The sequence below is a fragment of the Streptomyces sp. NPDC048255 genome (genome assembly GCF_040652415.1).
Classification (GTDB): domain Bacteria; phylum Actinomycetota; class Actinomycetes; order Streptomycetales; family Streptomycetaceae; genus Streptomyces.
The window spans coordinates 146,398-165,094 of sequence record NZ_JBEZMA010000008.1; the positions used below are offsets into that span (position 1 = coordinate 146,398).

At 71.7% G+C, this 18,697-nt stretch carries 17 protein-coding genes and 1 riboswitch; of the genes, 3 read left to right on the forward strand and 14 right to left on the reverse strand.

Going from position 1 to position 18,697, the window contains the following annotated elements:
* Window positions 1–26: 26 nt before the first annotated feature.
* The 7 genes from AB0D94_RS10140 to AB0D94_RS10170 form a co-directional block, all read right to left on the reverse strand.
* Window positions 27–1,643: a GMC oxidoreductase gene (locus AB0D94_RS10140; protein WP_362048473.1), complete on the reverse strand. Its 1,617-nt coding sequence runs from the start codon at window positions 1,641–1,643 to the stop codon at window positions 27–29.
* A 153-nt stretch (window positions 1,644–1,796) separates the two neighbouring features.
* Window positions 1,797–2,939, reverse strand: a complete 1,143-nt coding sequence (locus AB0D94_RS10145; RefSeq protein WP_362048476.1) for a glycosyltransferase family 4 protein — start codon at window positions 2,937–2,939, stop codon at window positions 1,797–1,799.
* A 25-nt stretch (window positions 2,940–2,964) separates the two neighbouring features.
* Window positions 2,965–4,092 carry a hypothetical protein gene (locus AB0D94_RS10150; RefSeq protein ID WP_362048479.1) on the reverse strand — a complete coding sequence of 376 codons (1,128 nt, stop codon included), beginning with the start codon at window positions 4,090–4,092 and terminating at the stop codon, window positions 2,965–2,967.
* A 136-nt stretch (window positions 4,093–4,228) separates the two neighbouring features.
* Window positions 4,229–5,272 (reverse strand): NlpC/P60 family protein, encoded by a 1,044-nt coding sequence (locus AB0D94_RS10155; RefSeq protein WP_362048482.1) that lies wholly within the window; start codon window positions 5,270–5,272, stop codon window positions 4,229–4,231.
* Between the two features lie 269 nt (window positions 5,273–5,541).
* Entirely contained in the window at window positions 5,542–6,567 is a 1,026-nt protein-coding gene (locus tag AB0D94_RS10160; RefSeq protein WP_362048485.1) for an NlpC/P60 family protein, read from the reverse strand.
* A 252-nt stretch (window positions 6,568–6,819) separates the two neighbouring features.
* A complete protein-coding gene (locus AB0D94_RS10165; RefSeq protein WP_362048635.1) occupies window positions 6,820–8,184 on the reverse strand; it encodes an NYN domain-containing protein in 1,365 nt (454 codons plus the stop codon).
* Between the two features lie 40 nt (window positions 8,185–8,224).
* Window positions 8,225–8,464 (reverse strand): hypothetical protein, encoded by a 240-nt coding sequence (locus AB0D94_RS10170; RefSeq protein WP_008738811.1) that lies wholly within the window; start codon window positions 8,462–8,464, stop codon window positions 8,225–8,227.
* Between the two features lie 136 nt (window positions 8,465–8,600).
* Between AB0D94_RS10170 and AB0D94_RS10175 the strand changes: the two genes are divergently transcribed.
* A complete protein-coding gene (locus AB0D94_RS10175; RefSeq protein WP_362048489.1) occupies window positions 8,601–9,323 on the forward strand; it encodes a rhomboid family intramembrane serine protease in 723 nt (240 codons plus the stop codon).
* On the forward strand, window positions 9,320–9,601 hold the full coding sequence (locus tag AB0D94_RS10180; protein WP_008738815.1) for an Lrp/AsnC ligand binding domain-containing protein: 282 nt from the start codon (window positions 9,320–9,322) through the stop codon (window positions 9,599–9,601). Before AB0D94_RS10175 ends, AB0D94_RS10180 begins: the two co-directional genes overlap by 4 nt.
* Window positions 9,602–10,214: 613 nt before the next feature.
* Here AB0D94_RS10180 and AB0D94_RS10185 read toward each other — a convergent pair.
* The 7 genes from AB0D94_RS10185 to AB0D94_RS10215 all read right to left on the reverse strand — a co-directional run bounded on the left by AB0D94_RS10185 (window position 10,215) and on the right by AB0D94_RS10215 (window position 18,047).
* Complete coding sequence (locus tag AB0D94_RS10185) at window positions 10,215–10,808, reverse strand: ferredoxin (protein ID WP_362048493.1); 594 nt, start codon at window positions 10,806–10,808, stop codon at window positions 10,215–10,217.
* A 19-nt stretch (window positions 10,809–10,827) separates the two neighbouring features.
* Complete coding sequence (locus AB0D94_RS10190) at window positions 10,828–12,210, reverse strand: aminotransferase class V-fold PLP-dependent enzyme (protein WP_362048496.1); 1,383 nt, start codon at window positions 12,208–12,210, stop codon at window positions 10,828–10,830.
* Window positions 12,211–12,424: 214 nt separating this feature from the next.
* Window positions 12,425–12,541: riboswitch (SAM riboswitch) on the reverse strand.
* A 79-nt stretch (window positions 12,542–12,620) separates the two neighbouring features.
* Window positions 12,621–13,685 carry an anthranilate phosphoribosyltransferase gene (gene trpD / locus AB0D94_RS10195; RefSeq protein WP_362048499.1) on the reverse strand — a complete coding sequence of 355 codons (1,065 nt, stop codon included), beginning with the start codon at window positions 13,683–13,685 and terminating at the stop codon, window positions 12,621–12,623.
* A gap of 178 nt (window positions 13,686–13,863) precedes the next feature.
* A complete protein-coding gene (locus tag AB0D94_RS10200) occupies window positions 13,864–15,489 on the reverse strand; it encodes a ubiquinol-cytochrome c reductase cytochrome b subunit (RefSeq protein ID WP_362048502.1) in 1,626 nt (541 codons plus the stop codon).
* Window positions 15,486–16,544, reverse strand: coding sequence for a Rieske 2Fe-2S domain-containing protein (locus AB0D94_RS10205; RefSeq protein WP_362048505.1), 1,059 nt, complete (start codon window positions 16,542–16,544; stop codon window positions 15,486–15,488). The genes AB0D94_RS10200 and AB0D94_RS10205 overlap by 4 nt, the downstream gene beginning before the upstream one ends.
* A complete protein-coding gene (locus AB0D94_RS10210; RefSeq protein WP_362048508.1) occupies window positions 16,541–17,350 on the reverse strand; it encodes a c-type cytochrome in 810 nt (269 codons plus the stop codon). The genes AB0D94_RS10205 and AB0D94_RS10210 overlap by 4 nt, the downstream gene beginning before the upstream one ends.
* Window positions 17,351–17,426: 76 nt before the next feature.
* Window positions 17,427–18,047 (reverse strand): heme-copper oxidase subunit III, encoded by a 621-nt coding sequence (locus AB0D94_RS10215; protein ID WP_362048511.1) that lies wholly within the window; start codon window positions 18,045–18,047, stop codon window positions 17,427–17,429.
* 197 nt (window positions 18,048–18,244) lie between these two features.
* Between AB0D94_RS10215 and AB0D94_RS10220 the strand changes: the two genes are divergently transcribed.
* A complete protein-coding gene (locus AB0D94_RS10220) occupies window positions 18,245–18,646 on the forward strand; it encodes a hypothetical protein (protein ID WP_362048514.1) in 402 nt (133 codons plus the stop codon).
* Window positions 18,647–18,697 lie beyond the last annotated feature (51 nt).

The window sequence follows — 18,697 nt, forward strand, 5'->3', positions numbered from 1 at the left end:
CGGCGCGCCGCGGCCGCAGGCCGCTGTCAGCGCGGGTCCTCGGCGAGGACCCGCGCCATGTTCCGCTCGGCGAGGGCGGTGATCGTCACGAACGGGTTCACGCCGAGCGAGCCGGGGACCAGCGAGCCGTCGACCACGTACAGGCCCTGGTAGCCCTTGGCGCGGCCGTACGCGTCGGTGGCCTCGCCGAGGACGCAGCCGCCCAGCGGGTGGTACGTGAAGTTGTCGGCGAAGGCCCGGTTGCCGCCGAAGAGGTCGTACCGGTAGATGGTGAAGTTCCGCCGGTTGATGCGGTCGAAGAGGTTCTTGGCCGCGGCGACCGCGGGGGTGTTCTGGTCCCGCCGCCAGTTGAGGCGGGCGCAGTCGGTGGCGGAGTCGTAGCTGAAGTGCCCGCGCTCCGGGTTCCTGGTGATGGCCAGGTACATCGAGATCCAGTGCTCCAGGCCCATGGGCAGCGGGGCGATCTCGGCGAAGACCGGGTTCGCGGCGTTGTCCCAGTCGTCGATGCCCAGGGCGGGCATGGTGGCCTGGTCGGCGCCGACGGTGTCCCACAGGTGGTTGGCGCGGGCCGTCATGACGTTGCCGTTGGGCCCCCAGCCGAGCCCGACCTTCTCGCTGAGCGCGGGCAGCGCCCCGGTCTCGCGGGCCCGCAGCAGGATCTCGGTCGTCCCCAGGCTCCCCGCCCCGAGGAAGAGCTGCTTGCAGCCGAGTTCGCGCACCTGGGTGACCCGGCCGGAGAGATCGCTGGTCCGTACGGTCAGCACGTACCCGCCGGCCGGGTCCTGGCGTACGCCGACCACGCGCTGCATGGTCTCGATGGTGACGTTGCCGGTGCCGAGGGCGGCCGCCAGGTAGGTCTTGTCGACGCTCTTCTTCCCGTGGTTGTTGCCGTAGATGACCTCGCCCGCGAGCGCCGACCTGACCGCGGTGCCGGCCGCCTCGCGCTTCATGTACGCGAAGTCGTAGACGTTGGGGACGAAGACGGTCCTCAGGCCGGTGTTCTGGGCGTGCTTGCGGGAGACCCGGGCGAAGCGGTACCAGGGCGTGGACTCGAACCAGGCCGGGTCGATGTCGTTGACCCCGAGCATGGCCCGGGCGCGGGGGAAGTAGGTGCCGTACATCTCGTCGGCGTCGACCTGGGGCAGCACCTCGGAGAAGTACGAGCGCCTGGGTGTCGGCGCCATGCCGCCGTTGACGAGCGATCCGCCCCCGACCCCCCGCCCCACGTACACGGACATGTCGCCGTAGTTCACGCGGTCGAGGACGCCGGGGTACGGGCTGATGTCGCGGTTGACCACGTCGAGCCAGAGGAACTGGGCGAGCGGGGCCTCGGTACGCGTACGGAACCACATGGAGCGGTGGTCGGGCGCCGAGGTGGAGGGGAAGACCTTGCCGTCGGGTCCGGGGCCGTCCCAGAGCCGGCCCATTTCGAGGACGACGGTACGCACGCCCGCCTGGCCCAGGCGCAGGGCGGCGACGGCGGAACCGTAGCCGGAGCCGACGACGATCGCCGGTGCGTAGTGGGCTGCGCCCGGCTCGGCGGCGGAGGCGGAGGCCAGGCCGATCCGGGTGAAGCCGAGGGCGGCGGCGGTCTGGAGGGCGGCCAGTCCGAGGACATGACGGCGCGTCAGATTTGGTGTCATGGCCGCATCATGGGCGGAATCCGACCTTCCGGCCAGACGCCGTCCTGTCAGGCATCTGAGAGACAGTCAGGAGTGGCGAATCTCAGCCTCGCCGGCGTTTGAGGCGCGGGGGTCCGGGGGCGGAGCCCCCGGCAACGGCGCCGCACCAGGCGGCTAGAGCAGCTCGCGCAGCCGCTCCGCCAGCAGGTCCCAGCGCCACTTCTCCTCGACCCAGGCCCGGCCCCGTTCGCCCATCCGACGGCGGAGTTCGGGGTCCAGCAGCAGGGCCACGATCCGCTCGGCGGCGTCCGCGGGGGCGCCGCCCCGCACCACCCAGCCCGTCTCGCCGTCCAGCACCGCGTCCGGCGCCCCGCCGGAGTCGCCCGCGACCACCGGCAGCCCCGTCGCCGAGGCCTCCAGGTAGACGATTCCGAGGCCCTCCACGTCCAGCCCGCCCCGCCGGGTCCGGCACGGCATCGCGAAGACGTCCCCCGCGCCGTAGTGGGCGGGCAGTTCCGCCCACGGGACGGCTCCCGTGAAGACCACCGAGTCCGCGACGCCCGTCGCCGTCGCGAGCGCCCGCAGGTCCGCCTCGTACGGCCCGCCGCCCACTATCAGCAGCACCGCGTCCGGCACCGCCGCCAGGATCCGCGGCATCGCCTCGATCAGCGTGTCCTGCCCCTTGCGCGGCACCAGCCGCGAGACGCAGACGACCACCGGCCGGTCGGTCAGTCCGAGCCGGGCCCGGACCTCCGCGCCGCCCGAGCCCGGGTGGAAGGTCTTCTCGTCCACCCCCGGCGGCAGTTGCGCCATCCGCGCCGCCGCCCGCTCCGTCACGGCGGAGGCGATCCGCGAGCGGGTGTACTCCCCCAGGTAGGTCAGCGTGTCGGTGCCCTCGCCGATCCGCCGCAGCAACTGGCGCGCCGCGGGCAGCTGGGCCCAGCCCGCCTCGTGCCCGTGCGTGGTCGCCACGATCCGCCGGGCGCCCGCCCGGCGCAGCGCCGGGCCCATCAGCCCGAGCGGCGCCGCCGCCCCGAACCACACGGACTCGCAGCCGTGTTCGCGCAGCAGCCCCACCGCCCGCCGCGTCACGCGCGGGGTCGGCAGCAGCATCGTCGTACGGTCGCGCACGACCTGGAAGGGCTGTTCGGCGTCGAAGGCGGCGGTGGCCTCGCGGCCCTCCGCACTGTGCTTCCAGGTGGAGGCGTACACGACGATCCGGTCGGGATCCAGCCGCAGCGCCATGTTGTGCAGGAAGGCCTGGATGCCGCCCGGTCGCGGCGGGAAGTCGTTGGTCACGATCAGCGTCTTGTGCATCGCCTGCCGACAGTACCGGACGGCCTCAGCCCAGCTCTGCCCGCAGCTCCTCCTGCCAGGCCTTCGTCAGCTCCGCCGGGTCCACGCCCAGGGCCTCCTCCAGCGCGGTCGGCCACGGCTCGCGGCCCGCCCGTTCGTACAGGTCGACCAGCGCCGCCTCGCCCCACCGCCCCGCGATCAGCCGGCAGGCCAGCCAGGCCCCCTCGTACGCCCGGGCCACCGCGTCCGGGTCGCCGCCGAAGGCGAAGGCCTCCGCCGGGGGGAGTCCGGCGGGCAGCTCGCCCCGGCGCACCGCCCGGGCCAGCGCCGGGGCGGCCTGCTCCGGGGTACTGGAGGTGCCGCGGTACGCCGCCCAGTCCGCGAAGCCCTCGGAGAGCCACAGCGGGGTCGTGGCGGTGGTCGCCGCCCGGGTGGCCACGTGCGTGACCTCGTGGGTCAGGACGACCCGCCGGCCCGGCCCGCTCAGCTCGGCGTACCCCTCCGGGTTGATGACCACCCGGTCGGCGGGGCCGGTGCCCGCGCCCACCCGGCCGGTGGTGACGGCGCCCAGGCCCCGGTAGGCCTCGGCGGGCCGGCCCAGCAGCTGCGCCATCAGCTCCAGGGAACCGGGGACCAGCACCACCACCCGGCCCGCCCACGGCCGCGGCCAGGCCCCGCTCACCGCGGGCACGGCCCGGTCTGCCTCGGCGGCCACCTCGGCGAGCGTCCCCTGGCCGGCGGAGCCCAGCACCAGCGCGTGCGCACCCCGGACCACCGTCACCGCGCCCTGGTCCCACAGCTGCGGCAGGGCTCCGGGCGCCGGGCGGTCGGAGCGGACCCGCCAGGTGCCGTCGTCCCGGGCCAGTTCGAGTGCGCGCTCCGAGTCCGCGGGAGCCGCGTCGTAGCCGGCCAGCCGGTAGCGCAGCCGGGCCTGTACGGAGGCCCGTACGCCGTCCCGGTGCACCGAGGCGACCTCGTAGGCCCAGTCCTCCAGCGGGATCCCGGCGAGCCGCTCGGGCGGCACCCGGGACCAGTCGGCCACCGCCCGCCGGACGTCCTGCTCGGCGGCGCCGGCCGGGGGCCGCCCGCCGCACCCCGCCAGCAGGAGGCACAGCAGGAGCGGCAGCACGCGCAGCGGCGGCGGCACGCGCGGTGGACGGGGACCCGGGAGCATCAGCCGATCGTACGCACGGGCCCGGCCGGGCCGGTCCGCGCCCGGGTCAGGGCCAGGGCCAGAGTCAGGGCCAGAGTCAGGGCCAGGGCCAGAGCCGGGGCCCGGATCAGAGCAGGGGCCCGGCCCGGCGCCAGGGTCAGGGCCGGGTCACCGAGGACACCGGCATCATCCCGACCGGGTCGTACCGCACCCGGGCCCCCGGGTACGGGGCGTGCACCACCTGGCCGTTGCCCACGTACATGCCGACGTGGCTGGCGTCCGAGCGGTACGTCACCAGGTCGCCCGGCCGCGCCTGCGACAGCGGGACCTGGCGTCCCGCGTGCCGCTGGGCCTGCGAGGTGCGCGGCAGGGCGACGCCCGCCTGCCGGTACGACCACACCATCAGCCCGGAACAGTCGAAGCCGGAGGGGCCGGTGGAGCCCCACACGTAGGGCTTGCCGACCGCCGCCCGGGCCGCCATCACCGCGGCCGCGGCGCGCCCCGAGGACGGCCCCGTCGAGGGAAGGTCGGGCAGCGCGTCGGCGCGGCCGCCGGAGCGCGAGGCCCGCTCGAAGTCGGCCCGCTCCTCGGACGGCATGGCGTTGAGCAGCCGCCGGGCGGCCGCGAGCTTCGCGGTGACGGAGCGCTTGTGCTTGGCCACGTCGGCGCGCAGCGCGTCGAGTTCGGCGAGCTTGCGGGAGGCCTCGCGGCGTTCCTGGCCGAGGCGGCGCTGCTCCTCGCGCAGTTCGTCGAGCTGGCGGGCCTGGCGGCCGGTGAGCCGGTCCAGGACGGCGGCCCGTTCGAGGTAGTCGTCGGGGTTCTCGGACAGCATCAGCCCGACGGTGGGGTCGAGGCCGCCGCTGCGGTACTGGGCTCCGGCGAAGGTACCGAGGACGCCCCGCATGGTGTTGATGCGGTCCTGGCCGCGGGCCACCGCGTCCTGGGCCCGGCTGACTTCGGCGCGGAGCCGGTCGGCCTTCTCACCCGCCTCGTTGAACTGTTCGGTGGCCTGTTCGGCCTCCTCGAAGAGCCGGTCGACCTGGGCGCGGGCGCCGGCCGAGGGCTCGTAGGGCAGGCCGGGGGCCGCGCCCGCGGGCGCGCCCGTCATGGCGACGGCGGCGCCGGCCGCCGCGGCGGTGAGGACGGTGACCTTCGTGTTCCGGTCGAGGCCGCTGAGCCCGGGCCGGCGATGGGACGCCACGTGAAACCGCTCCCTTCCGCTGCGCGGGACCCGGGTCCGCCCCCCGTGGACGGCCGTGTGCCGGGTTGCGCGCTGGCAGACAGTAACCGCATGGCCACGCACCGGCCAACGACCGCGGGAGGGCACGCACAGTGACGCCCCGCAGGAGACGCAGGTCACCGGCGGGGCGTGCGGTCGAGGCGCGGCCTTGTAATTCGCCCGGATGGGCGGCGGACGGCGCGCCTTCGGCCGGGGGCTCTGGCTTCGCGGGGGATCGGATCCGCGAGGGATCAGATGCGGACGCCGAACTGGAACGGCATGTTGTCCATCGACTCGTACTTGACACCGCCGCGCGGGTTGGAGGCGTGCAGCGTCATGTTGTTGCCCGCGTACAGGCCGACGTGGTGCAGATCTCCGTAGAAGAAGACCAGGTCACCGGGCTGGAGCTCGCTGCGGCTGACGCGCCTGCCCTCCTCCGCCTGGGTGTACGTCGTGCGGGTGATGGTGACGCCGGCCTGCTTGTAGGCCCACTGGGTGAGCCCGGAGCAGTCGTACGCGCTGGGGCCGGTGGCGCCCATGACGTAGGCGGAACCCAGCTTGGTCTTGGCCGCCTCCAGGGCGGCGCCGGCGCGGCCGGAGGCCTTCACGTTGCCGAGGTCGACGCGCTGGCTGTCGCTGCGGCTGGCCCGCGTCTCCTCGTCCTTGAGCGCGGCACGCTCCTGCGCGGTCAGGGTGTTGAGCAGGGCCTGGGCCTCGCCGAGCTTGTCCTGCGCGGCCTTCTTCTTCTCGCTGAGCTCCTTGCGGGTGGCGTCGAGGTCGGCGAGCTTGCCCGAGGCCTCCTGGCGCTGCTGCGCGAGGCTGCGCTGCTTGGCCTGGATCTTCTGGACCGCTTCGACCTGCTTGCCGCTCAGGTGCTCCAGGCTGGAGGCCTTGTCGAGGTAGCTGTCGGGGTCGGCGGAGAGGAAGAGGGCGAGGGACTGGTCGATGCCGCCGTTGCGGTACTGGGCGCTGGCCATCGAACCGAGCGCGTTGCGCAGCTCGTTGAGGTCGCCCTGGCCGCGCGCGACCTGGTCCTGGAGCTGCCCGATCTCCTTCTCCAGCTTCTCCTGGCGCTCCTTGGCCCCGTTGAACTTCTCGGTGGCCTGCTCCGCCTCTTCGTAGAGCGCGTCGACCTGAGCCTTGACCTCGTCCTTGCCCGGCTTGGCCGGAGCGGCGGAGGCGCCCTGGGCGGAGAGGGCGACGGCCGCGGCCGCCGTGGCGGTCAGGACGGTCACACGGGCGCGGTTCGGCTGCTTGGGTCGACGGTGGGACGCCACGAAGGCGAGCTCCTTCTTCCTGGAGCCGCCGAAGTACGCAACTCGGCAGCACCTCCGCCGACACCCCGAATGAGTGATCTACCGCACGAAGGTTTGAACAGACCCTAGTGACCCCGCTGTGATCACTTCAAATCCCCGCGGGAAAAAACTCGCTCTCCTACCAGCTTCTTTACCTACAGCGCACGCTCCGTGCCGGGCACTTGACGGTGCGTCCTCCACCCACCCTGCCAATTCCGGCATTCAGGCCAGGAGTTACGAAACGCGCGAAAGCCGCTTCAGCAACAAGGCGGACGCCACGGGCCGCGCCCCGGCCTTGGCCACCCCGTCGGCGACCTCCCGGTCCGTGGAGACCACCACCACCGGCCTGCCGGGCGGCTCGGCCCGCACCAGCTGGCGGATCAGCTCGTCCGCCGTCACCCCGGCCTTGGAGAAGAGCACCCGCACCCCGCGCGGCGGCGCGAGCAGCACCGGGGCCGCCAGCTCCGCCCCGTCGAACACACAGGTCATCTCCGCGCCCGTCTGCGCGGCCAGCATCGACAGCCCGCCCAGCAGCCGCAACCGCTGCTTCTCCAGCGGCATCGTCGGATAGCCGGTCTTCGTCACGTTGTAGCCGTCGACCACCAGATGGGCCTGAGGCAGCGCCAACAACTGGTCCAGCAGCGCCGGATCGGTCTCGGACAGGGCCCGGGCCGCGATGTCCTTCGGCGTCATCCGGCCCGGCTCCACCGCTTCCACGGTGTCGGCCGGCCGGGTCGAGACCGGCGGCAGCGCCAGCTCGCGGCGCAGCCCCTGCGCCGCGTCCAGCACGGTGTCCAGCAGCAGCCGCAGCCGCATGTCCTCGATGCTGCGCCCCTCGCGGGTGGCCCGACGCGAGGCCTCCAGCGCCGTCTCCACCTCCGCCAGACGCGATTTGAGCCGCCGGGACTCGCTCTCGGCGGTGGCCACCCGGGTCGCCGCCTCGCCGCGGATCCCGTCGACCTCGGCGTTCAGCTTGCGCAGGGCCGCCTCGCCGCGCTTGACGTCGCTGAGGGCGCTGCGCAGCTTGCGCTGAAGCGATTCGGCTTCCTTGCGGGCCGCGTCCAGTTCGGCCCGCACCTGCTCGCCGCCCGTGCGCTGCAGCTCCCGTACGTGGGCCAGCTCCTCGCGGAGCCGTTCCAGCTCGCGCCGGGTCTCCTCGCCGATCCGCTCGGCGTCGGCGCGCTGCGCCTCCTCGCCCGCGGCGGCCACCAGCTTCACCCAGCCGACCGGCCGCAGGACGTACGCGGCGGCCGCCACGTCCAGCGGATCCGCGGCGGCCGGCGGCGCACCGGACTCCAGCGCCGCGGCCAGGTCCACCTGCGCCTCGCGCAGCTTCTCCGCGACCCTGCCGCGGAACACGGGGTCGGTCTCGACTGCCGCGGCCATGGCGTTGCCCGCGAACTTGGCGCGCCGGGTCGGGGTGAAGCGGGCGTACTGGCGCAGCTGCGCCGGGAGGTCCGCGACCGTCAGTCCGCCGAAGGCGTCCGAGACGAGCGCGACGACCCGGCGCCGCACGCCTTCCGGCAGCGGGCGGTCGAGCACCTCGGCGGCGTCGCCGGCCGGTTCGGCCGGCTCAGCGCCGCTTGCTGGCTCCACAATCCGTCACCCCTACCGTGATCTACCTGTGGACGCGGCTCCCTCAGGAGTCCGCGCCCGGCCTGTCCACGAGCTCGATCTGGTCCACCGCGTTGCACCAGCGGCAGCGGACCGACTCGATGGTCTCATTGACCACCTCGCGCTCCTCGACCTTGGGCTCCCCGGCGAGGTCCAGGTGGACGTACTCCACGACCTTCGACGAACGGGTGACGTCGAAGCGCGTGAGGTTGCCGCACAGGGTGCAGCGCCACCGGGTGGTGTCGGTCGGCAGGGGAACCGTCATCAGGCCGCTCTCTCCTTCGTAGCTGATTCAATTAAAGCCGTCCGCGGCGCCGTACGCGTCGCCCAGCGGACCGCAGCTCGTAACCCTACGGCCTGCCACCGCTTCAGGTGGGCCCGGTTGAGTCATGATCAGTCGCATGATCGTAAGGTGGCAGGCCGTCCGCGAGGCCGCCCGGGGACCGGTGGTCACCCACGCGCTGATCGCCGGCTGCTGTGTGGTGTTCCTGCTCGGCCCCGCCTCGGGACTGAACCCGGCCTACGGGACGGGCGAGGCCCTGCTGTCCTCCGGGACGGGGTACTTCCGGCGCTGGGGCGTGGTCCCGGACGAGCTCTTCACGGGCACCCCGCGCGCCTGGCTGACGCCGCTGACCGCGCTGTTCGTCCACGGCAGCTGGCTGCACCTGCTCGGGAACATGCTCTTCCTCTACGTCTTCGGCGCGATGACCGAGGAGCGGATGGGCCGCCCGGCGTTCCTCGTCTTCTACATCTGTACGGGTTACCTGGCGCTGGCGGCGTACGCGGCGGCGAACGCCGGGTCCTCGCAGACGCTGGTCGGGGCCTCCGGGGCGATCTCGGCGGTCCTCGGCGCCTTCCTGTGCCTGCTCCCGCGGGCCAGGGTGACGAGCCTGTTCCCGTTCCTGTTCTTCCTGCCGCTGCGGTTCCCGGCGTGGATCGTGCTGTTGTTCTGGTTCGCCCTGCAGTGGGTGGCGGCGCACCGCGCGGACAGCGGACCGGGTGTCGCCTATCTGGCCCACCTGGTGGGCTTCTCGCTCGGCTTCGTCTACGCCTGGGGCCGGTATCGGCGTACGACTAGAGTGAGGCGACCAGCGACGGCCACCGAGGGAGACAGCCAGCCGTGATCACCGCGATCGTGCTCATCAAGACCAGCGTGGACCGCATCCCCGAGATCGCCGAGTCCATCGCCGCGCTGGACAGCGTCAGCGAGGTCTACTCCGTCACGGGTACGTACGACCTCATCGCGCTGGTCCGCGTGGCCCGCCACGAGAACCTGGCGGACATCATCCCGGGCCGCATCAGCAAGATCCCGGGCGTGGAGGCGACGGACACGCACGTGGCGTTCCGCACGTACTCGCAGCACGACTTGGAAGCGGCGTTCGCCATCGGCCTGGACGCTTAGCGCTGGGCTCTGGCGGGGGGTTCGCCTCAATCGCCGGCGGGGCTGGAAATGTGCCCCCGGGCGGGATCCCGCCCTCCGGGCACGGGCCGTACGGGTACGGGTGACCCACCCGGGCGGAATCCCACCTGCCGGGCACGGGCCGTACGGGTACGGGTGACCCACCCGGGCGGGATCCCGGCTGCCGGGCCTGTCCGCGGCGGCCCTCCGGGACGTCTCCTCGGCTCGCGCACTGAGCCCGGTCACGCACCGTCAGGCCGGTTGCGCGCTCGTCCTGCGGGGACGTCCCTGCGCGCCCCCGCTCCCCCACCCGGGCAGGGGCCGGGCCTCGCCAGCGGAGTCGGCCGTGGGGTGGGGACGCGCAGGAGTGTCCCCGCAGGACGAGCGCGCAACCCGGGCCGCACCCACGCAGCCTGACCTCAGTGCGCGAGCCGAGGAGACACTCCGGAGCGGCCCCGCCCCACCCCCGCACCCGCCGGGCCGCCTGCACGGGCAAGGCCGTACCCGCCGGGCCGCCCGCACGGGCAAGGCCGTACACGCCGGGCCGCCCGCAGGGGCAAGGCCGTACACGCCGGGCCGCCCGCAGGGGCAAGGCCGTACCCCGCAGGGCAGCGGATCAGAGGGTCGGCAGGGCTTCGCCCGGGCCGGCGGCGCGGCCTTCTGACAGGTGGAAGACGTACCCGCGGAGGTACTCCCCCAGGCCGGCGTCGATGTACGCCGCGTACTCACGCGCCCCGGCTGCGGCTTCGCGTTCTTCGGCCCGCTCGGACACAGACCACGTCCGGCCCACGGCGGCGGCCCACTCCCTCACCCCGCCACGATCGCGCCACCAGTCCCGGACCAGATCCGGGGTCCAGTGGTCGTCACCGTCGCAGGCGTACCCGACCATCGGGTCCTGCGCGACCGCGCCCAGCAGCGCCAGCGCCTGCGCCGCGTCACGGGGCTGCCGGTAGACGAACTCCGCGCCCCACTCGTCGTCGTAGAGCACGTGCCCGGGGGCGATCAGCCGGCCCATCCAGCAGTTGTCGGTCCCCGCCCCGTAGAACGGCCCCGGCACGTTGCGCCAGTCGCGCTCCGCCCAGCGGTCGGGGCGGGGGTTCCACCAGCCGCCGCGGTGCTCCGCGGCGGGCAGCCACGTGCCGCCGTCCGGGGCGGGCAGCGGCCCGCTCTCCGCGGCCCGGACGTACGGCAGCGGGTCCCAGTAGCTCATGCCCCGCATCCTGTCAGGGTCAGACGGCCGGGACGCAGCGGCCCTCTTCGGTGCGGTACTGCCACTTCGCGCCGTCCGCGACGAGCTCCCGCACCGCGCGGACGAAACGCTCCACGTGCTCGTCAGGCGTGCCGGCGCCGAAGCTGACGCGGATCGCGTTCAGCGAGCGCTCCCCCGGCGCCGCCTCCGGCGCACCGCACTCGCCCTGGGCCTGCGGCTCGCTGCCCAGCAGGGTGCGGACCAGCGGGTGGGCGCAGAACAGGCCGTCGCGTACGCCGATGCCGTACTCGGCGGACAGCGCGGCCGCGAAGTGCGAGCTGTTCCAGCCGTCCACGACGAAGGAGATGACGCCGACCCGGGGGGCCTCGTCCCCGAAGAGGGACAGGACGCGGACCGCCGGGACCTCCGCCAGGCCCTCGCGGACCTTCGCGATGAGGTGGCGCTCGCGGGCGACCAGGCTGTCGAACCCGGCCTCGGTCAGGGCCTTGCAGGCGGAGGCGATGGAGTAGACGCCGATGACGTTGGGGGAACCGGCCTCGTGGCGGGCGGCCGTGGTGTGCCACTCGACGTCCACGCCGCCGTCCTCGCGCCGGGCCACCTTGCGGGAGGCACCGCCGCCCGCGAGGTACGGCTCGGCCGCCTGGAGCCAGTCCGCGCGGCCGGCGAGGACGCCCGAGCCGAAGGGGGCGTAGAGCTTGTGTCCGGAGAAGGCGACCCAGTCCACGTCCAGGTCCTGGACCGAGACGGGGTGGTGCGGGGCGAGCTGGGCGGCGTCCAGGACGATCCGCGCGCCGTGGGCGTGCGCGGCGGCGGCGAGTTCCTTCACCGGCCACAGTTCACCGGTGACGTTGGACGCGCCGGTGACGCAGACCAGGGCCGGGCCGTAGGGGTCGCGGTCGGCCAGCGCCCGCTCCAGGGTGGCGACGGCCTCGTCCGGGGTGCGCGGGGCGTTGAGGTAGGTGACCTGCGCGTCCGTCCACGGCAGCAGCGAGGCGTGGTGCTCGGTCTCGAAGACGAAGACCTGGCAGTCGGCCGGAAGGGCGGCGGCGAGGAGGTTCAGGGAGTCGGTGGTGGACCGGGTGAAGACCACCTGGTCGGCGGGGCGGCAGTCGAGGAACTCGGCGACCGTGGCCCGGCTCTGCTCGAAGAGGTCGGTGGACAGCTGCGAGAGGTAGCCGGCGCCGCGGTGCACGCTGCCGTAGTAGGGGGCGTAGGCGGCCACGTCGTCCCAGACCCGCTGGAGCGCGGGGGCGGAGGCCGCGTAGTCGAGGGCCGCGTAGGTGACCTCGCCTCCGGTGACGAGGGGGACGGTGACGTCCCGGCCGAGCACCGGCAGCGGCTCGGCACAGGCGGGGCCCTCGGCGGTGGCGGTGGCGGTGGCGGCGTTCAGGGATGCGGACATGGCGGTATCTCCCGGCAGGCAGGGGTGAATGGCTTCGGTGTGCCCGTACGGGGACGCGGCTCTGGGCCGTCCGGGGTACGGGAAGTCCTCGGAGCGAACGGGGGTACGCAGAAGTGACCCTGTCCGAGGGTTGAAGAAGGGGCGGAGTCGCCCTATCGCATTCGCTTGCTCACGGAAAACGCTCCTCGAGAGACCAGGACCCCTGGTGTCGAGGGATCCGCGCTTGCCGTAGACCTCGCTGCCTACGACCTGGTCATCACCCGGGGCACCCCGCCACGGAAGGAGGGTTGCCGGACAGCAAGCCGGGGCCTAAACGCTGTCACTCGTGACCTGTCCAGCATCCTGCCACAAGATCCCCCGAGCGCAAGACCCCGGTCCGCATGGTGGACCGGGGCCTTGGCCGGAAATGATCAGGCGTTGCTCGCCGCCACCCACCGCTCCAGCGCCGCCCGGGCCTCGCCCGAGTCGATGGACCGGGCCGCGAGGGCGATGCCCGCCGCGATCTGCTCCTCCAGCGTGCCCGTGCCGGGGTCCAGGGCCACCAGGGCCGCGGCCGAGTTCAGCAGCACCGCGTCGCGGACCGGGCCGGTCTCGCCCGCCAGCAGGCGGCGGGCCACGTCCGCGTTGTACGAGGGGTCCCCGCCGGCGAGGGCCGCTACGTCGACCAGGTCGATGCCGACGTCGCGCGGGTCGAAGGACTGCTCCGAGACCTTGCCGTCGCGGACCCACCAGACGCGCGAGGTCGCCGTCGTGGTCAGTTCGTCCAGGCCGTCGTCACCGCGGAAGACCAGCGCGGACGAGCCCCGCTCGGCGAGCACGCCCGCCACGATCGGGGCCACCCGGGCGTCGGCCACGCCGGTCGCCTGGGCCCGTACCCGCGCCGGATTCGTCAGCGGGCCTAGGAAGTTGAAGGTGGTCCGGATGCCCAGCTCCTTGCGGGCCGCGGCCACGTGCCGCAGCGCCGGGTGGAACTTCACCGCGAAGCAGAAGGTGATGCCGGCCGCCTCGGCGACCTCGACGACCCGTGAGGTGCTGAGGTTGAGGTTGACGCCGAGCTTCTCCAGGACGTCCGAGGACCCGCTCGCGGAGGACGCGGCCCGGTTCCCGTGCTTGACCACCTTGGCGCCGGTACCGGCCACCACGATCGCCGACATCGTGGAGATGTTCACCGTCTTGGCCCCGTCGCCGCCCGTGCCGACGATATCCACCGTCCGGCCCGGCACCTCGATCAGGTTGGCGTGGTCGTACATGGCGCGCACCATGCCGGTGATCTCCGTGACCGTCTCCCCCTTGGCCCGCAGCGCGACCACGAAACCCGCGATCTGGGCGTCGGTGGCCTCCCCGCGCATGATCCGGTCCATGGCCCAGGCCGTGTCGTCGGCGCTCAGGTCCCGGCCGGTCAGCAGGGCGTCGAGGACGCCCGGCCAGCTACGGGCCGCCACGCTGTCGCCGCCTGCCGGGGTCACAACGTTCATGGTCCGCTCCTGTGCTAGTGGGCCGCCCCCATTTTCGCCGCCCACGTCGAATGGGAAGACCCTCAGCCTATCCAGCCCCGGGGGGCGGCAAAGAGCCCCGTCCAGACACTGGACGGGGCTCTCACCGTGGCGACACCAGGACTGGCCGAAACCAGTCCCTCATGCGTTCAGCAGGGGATCAGTGGTGGCCGTGGCCGCTCTGGATCTCCTTGTACTCCTCCACCGTGGGCTTCGGAATCTGGTTGTTCTCCGCGTAGAAGCCCTTGCTGAGCTTCGCGCGGAGCTTCTCCGTGCTCTTCACCTTGCGCTTGACACCGTTCTCGTCGACCGTCGGGCCGATCTCGACGGGCTTGTACTGCTCGTGCGAGGTGAGGGTGTGCAGCTGGCCCTGCGACAGCGGCTCGTGGACCTCCACGAACTCACCGTGCGGCAGGCGCTTGATGATGCCGGTCTCGCGACCGTGCAGCACCTTGTCCCGGTCCCGGCGCTGGAGGCCCAGGCAGATCCGCTTGGTGATGATGAAGGCGACGACCGGGACGACGAAGAAGCCGATCCGGACGAACCAGGTGATCGCGTTGAGCGAGAGGTGGAAGTACTGCGCGAACATGTCGTTTCCACCGCCGATCAGCAGCACGGCGTACTCCGCCAGGTAGGCGACACCGAAGGCCGTACGGGTCGGGACGTTGCGCGGGCGGTCCAGGATGTGGTGCTCGCGCTTGTCCCCGGTGATCCAGGACTCGATGAACGGCCAGGCGGCGATCGAGCACAGCACCAGCGGGAAGAGCAGCAGCGGGATGAACACGCCCAGGACGAGCGTGTGGCCCCACAGGTTGATCTCCCAGCCGGGCATGGCTCGGATCAGGCCTTCCGGCATACCCATGTACCAGTCGGGCTGCGCGCCGGTGGACACGTGGTCCGGGCGGTACGGGCCGAGGGCCCAGATCGGGTTGATCGAGGCCACGGCGGCGATCGCGGTGATGACACCGAAGACCAGGAAGAAGAAGCCTCCGGCCTTGGCGGTGTACACCGGGAGCAGCGGCGTGCCGACGACGTTGTTGTTCGTCTTGCCCGGGCCCGCGAACTGGGTGTGCTTGTGCACCCAGACCAGGGTCAGGTGCGCCACGACCAGGCCGATCATGATGCCGGGCAGCAGCAGGATGTGGAACGAGTAGAACCGTGCGACGAAGTCGCCGCCGGGGAACTCGCCGCCGTACAGGAAGAACGACAGGTACGTGCCGACGACCGGCACGGACAGGATCGCGCCCTCCATGAAGCGGACACCCGTACCCGAGAGCAGGTCGTCCGGCAGGGAGTAGCCGGTGAAGCCGGTGAACATGCCGATGAACAGCAGCGAGAAACCGAACAGCCAGTTGATCTCGCGCGGCTTGCGGAACGCGCCGGTGAAGAAGACGCGCATCATGTGCACGATCATCGCGGCGATGAAGATCAGTGCCGCCCAGTGGTGGATCTGCCGGATGAGCAGACCGCCGCGGACGTCGAAGCTGATCCGCAGGGTCGAGGCGTAGGCCTCGGACATCTGCACACCCTGCATGGGCACGTACGAGCCGTGGTACACGACCTCGTTCATGCTCGGGTGGAAGAACATCGTCAGGTAGGTACCCGTGAGGATGATGACGATGAAGCTGTACAGGCAGATCTCACCCAGCATGAAGGACCAGTGGTCCGGGAAGATCTTGCGCATGCTGTTCTTGGCCATGCTGTAGATGCCCAGGCGGCCATCCACCCAGTCAGCTACGCGCTCGCCGGCCGGCGCTTGGCGCCCAGTATCAGTGGCGGTGCTCATCCGCGCTCCCAGAAGGCAGGACCGACGGGCTCTTCGAAGTCGCCGAGCGCTTCGAGGAAGCCTTCGTCATTCACGCCGATCCGCAGCTGCGGAAGCGCGTGACCGGCCGGGCCGAAAATGACACGGGCGCCGTCGGAGAGGTCGAAGGTGGACTGGTGGCACGGGCAGAGCACGTGGTGCGTCTGCTGCTCGTACAGGCTGATCGGGCAGCCGACGTGGGTGCAGATCTTCGAGTAGGCCACGATGCCCTCGTGGGACCACTCGAGTTCCTGCTTGTCCTTGATGTCCTCCGGCTGGATGCGGACGATCATCAGGGCGGCCTTGGCGATCTGCGTCTGGAAGTCGTGCTGTCCCTCTTCCAGGCCCTCGGGCTGGACGAAGGTCAGCGAACCGACGACGACGTCCTCGGGACGCAGCGGCTCCATCGTGTTCTGGTTGATGAGCAGCTTGCCCTTGGCCCACAGGGTCTTGCGGAGCTTGTCCTCGGGCAGCGGGCCCAGGTCGCGCAGGATGACGATGCCGGAGAGCGGCACCAGGGCCAGCGCACCGAGCATCGTGTTCCGGATGAGCGGGCGGCGGGCGATGGTCGACTCGTCCGTACCGGCCCGGAAGTCGCTCATGACCTGGGCCTTGACCTCCGCCGAGGCACCCATGGGGTGGCGCTCGTCGGCGATCTCCACGTCGGACATCAGGGTGCGGGCCCAGTGGACCGCGCCCGCGCCGATGAGGAAGAGGGCCAGGCCCAGCGTCAGACCGAGGCTGAAGTTGAGCGCGCTCACCTTCCCGATGGGGAAGATGTACACGATCTTGTCGATCGGGATGGTCACGAAGGCGGCGATGAAGCCGATCGTGGACAGCATCGACAGCGTGAACATCAGGGCGACGGTGCGCTCGGAGCGCTTGGCGGCCGCCTCGTCGATGTCCTGGATGCGCGGCCGGTGGGCCGGCATGCCCGGGTCGGCGAACGGGTCGTCCGCGACCGCTACGGCACCGTGGTGCGCGTCGCCCTGCTCACTCGGCAGGTGCTTCTCTTCGGGAATGTCTTGGCTACTCATGACTTCTTGGCCTTAGCGGTGTGGGCCGCGACCCAGACGGCGACAGCGATCAGCGCACCCAGACCGAAGATCCAGCCGAACAGACCCTCGGAAACGGGGCCGAGGCCGCCGAGCTTGAGGCCACCGGGGTTCGTCGACTTATCGCCGTTCACGTTCTGGAGGTACGCGATGATGTCCTTCTTCTCCTTCTCCGGCATGGTGCTGTCCGGGAAGGAGGGCATGTTCTGCGGGCCGGTGAGCATGGCCTCGTAGATGACCTTCGGCTCCACGCCCTCGAGGTTCGGGGCGTACTTGCCGTTCGTCAGCGCGCCGCCCTCACCGGTGAAGTTGTGACACTGCGCGCAGTTGTTGCGGAACAGCTCACCACCGTTGGCGATGTCGGCACCGGCCGGGTCGAACTGCTTCTCGGTCGGCACGCTCGGGCCGGCGCCCAGGGAGGCGATGTACGCGGCCAGCTGGTCGATCTGCTCCTGAGAGTAGATCTTGGGCTTCTTCGGCACCTGCACGCCGGGCTGCTGGGCGGGCATGCGGCCCGTGCTGACCTGGAAGTCGACGGCCGCGGCCCCGACCCCGACCAGGCTCGGGCCGTCAGAGGAACCCTGACCGCCGGTTCCGTGGCAGCTTGCGCAGCCCACGGCGTACAGCTTCTTGCCCTCCTCGATGGCGAGGGACTGGGCGGTTTCATCGGCCTGCGCCTTGCCTGCGGGCGCGAAGGCGGCGTACAGCCCCCCAGTGGCCGCCAGCGCGAGGAGTAGAACGACGACCGCCGCCAGCGGATGGCGTCGTCGTGCGGAGAGCTTTTTCACGGATTACCCCGGTGTCAGGATCTTCTGCGTCGGTGTTTCTGGATGGAGTGCCGGGACCTGCCCGGTGACGTGTTCGCTACTTGATCAGGTAGATCGTCGCGAAGAGGCCGATCCAGACGACATCGACGAAGTGCCAGTAGTAGGACACGACGATGGCCGACGTGGCCTGTTCGTGGGTGAACCTCTTGGCCGCGTACGTCCGGCCGAGGACCAGCAGGAAGGCAATGAGACCGCCCGTCACGTGCAGTCCGTGGAAGCCGGTGGTCAAGTAGAAGACCGAGCCGTACGGACCGGACGAGAGGCTCATGCCCTCGTGCTTGACCAGCTCGGTGTACTCGAACACCTGGCCGCCAATGAAGATCGCACCCATGACGAACGTGATGATGAACCACGTCCGGAGCTTCTTCACGTCACCTCGCTCGGCGGCGAATACGCCGAGCTGGCAGGTGAGCGAGGAGAGCACCAGGATCGTGGTGTTCGTCGCCGAGAAGGGCAGGTTCAGGCTCTCGGCCTGCGCTGTCCAGTACTCGGCGCCCATCACGGATCGCAGGGTGAAGTACATCGCGAAGAGGGCCGCGAAGAACATCAGCTCGGAACTCAACCAGATGATGGTTCCGACGCTGACGAGGTTCGGCCTGTTGACCGTCGGGTGCGCGTGCCCGGTATCTACTGTCGTTGCTGTCGCCACGACCGACATTATGTCGGTCGCTTATCCCGCCCTCACCCTGGGGGGTGCCGTTCGGAGTGTCCGGGGCGTGTGCAAGGCCCGAACGGCCCATCAGACGGGCCTCGAAAGCATCCTGGCGATGCTGTCCGAACCGATGTTGACACGGGGTCGGACGGAGTAGCATCCGCGCATCGAGAGCGTGATTCACGGCCACGTGGAGGAACGAAATGCGGGCGACTGCGCGGGTTCTGGTCTACAGCGACGACGCGAGCACCCGGGAGCAGGTGCGGCTGGCGGCCGGTCGCAGGCCGGCCGCGGACCTGCCTCCGGTGGAGTTCCTGGAGTGCGCGACCCTTCCGGCGGTCCTGTCGGAGCTGGACGCGGGCGGCATCGACGTGTGCGTGCTGGACGGCGAGGCGGTTCCGGCCGGGGGCATGGGGGTGTGCCGGCAGATCAAGGACGAGATCTTCCGCTGCCCGCCCGTACTGCTGCTGATGGGACGCCCCCAGGACGCCTGGCTGGCCACGTGGAGCCGCGCGGACGCGGCCGTCACCCTTCCGGTGGATCCTGTGGAGTTCGCGGACGCCCTGGCGGGCCTTCTGCGGGCCCGGCTGTCCCTGGACGCCTGATCACCTCCCGTACGGCCCCAGGAGCGCCTGTGGGGCCGTACGGCCCCTCCC

What these genes read in the sequence shown, in the direction of transcription:
- AB0D94_RS10145 (WP_362048476.1), bottom strand. Translation starts at nt 2,939, where the DNA reads ATGCACAAGACGCTGATCGTGACCAACGACTTCCCGCCGCGACCGGGC.
- AB0D94_RS10205 (WP_362048505.1), bottom strand. Translation starts at nt 16,544, where the DNA reads ATGAGTAGCCAAGACATTCCCGAAGAGAAGCACCTGCCGAGTGAGCAG.
- trpD (WP_362048499.1), bottom strand. Translation starts at nt 13,685, where the DNA reads ATGAACGTTGTGACCCCGGCAGGCGGCGACAGCGTGGCGGCCCGTAGC.
- AB0D94_RS10220 (WP_362048514.1), top strand. Translation starts at nt 18,245, where the DNA reads ATGCGGGCGACTGCGCGGGTTCTGGTCTACAGCGACGACGCGAGCACC.
- AB0D94_RS10175 (WP_362048489.1), top strand. Translation starts at nt 8,601, where the DNA reads ATGATCGTAAGGTGGCAGGCCGTCCGCGAGGCCGCCCGGGGACCGGTG.
- AB0D94_RS10170 (WP_008738811.1), bottom strand. Translation starts at nt 8,464, where the DNA reads ATGACGGTTCCCCTGCCGACCGACACCACCCGGTGGCGCTGCACCCTG.
- AB0D94_RS10150 (WP_362048479.1), bottom strand. Translation starts at nt 4,092, where the DNA reads ATGCTCCCGGGTCCCCGTCCACCGCGCGTGCCGCCGCCGCTGCGCGTG.
- AB0D94_RS10140 (WP_362048473.1), bottom strand. Translation starts at nt 1,643, where the DNA reads ATGACACCAAATCTGACGCGCCGTCATGTCCTCGGACTGGCCGCCCTC.
- AB0D94_RS10190 (WP_362048496.1), bottom strand. Translation starts at nt 12,210, where the DNA reads ATGTCCGCATCCCTGAACGCCGCCACCGCCACCGCCACCGCCGAGGGC.
- AB0D94_RS10215 (WP_362048511.1), bottom strand. Translation starts at nt 18,047, where the DNA reads ATGTCGGTCGTGGCGACAGCAACGACAGTAGATACCGGGCACGCGCAC.
- AB0D94_RS10200 (WP_362048502.1), bottom strand. Translation starts at nt 15,489, where the DNA reads ATGAGCACCGCCACTGATACTGGGCGCCAAGCGCCGGCCGGCGAGCGC.
- AB0D94_RS10185 (WP_362048493.1), bottom strand. Translation starts at nt 10,808, where the DNA reads ATGAGCTACTGGGACCCGCTGCCGTACGTCCGGGCCGCGGAGAGCGGG.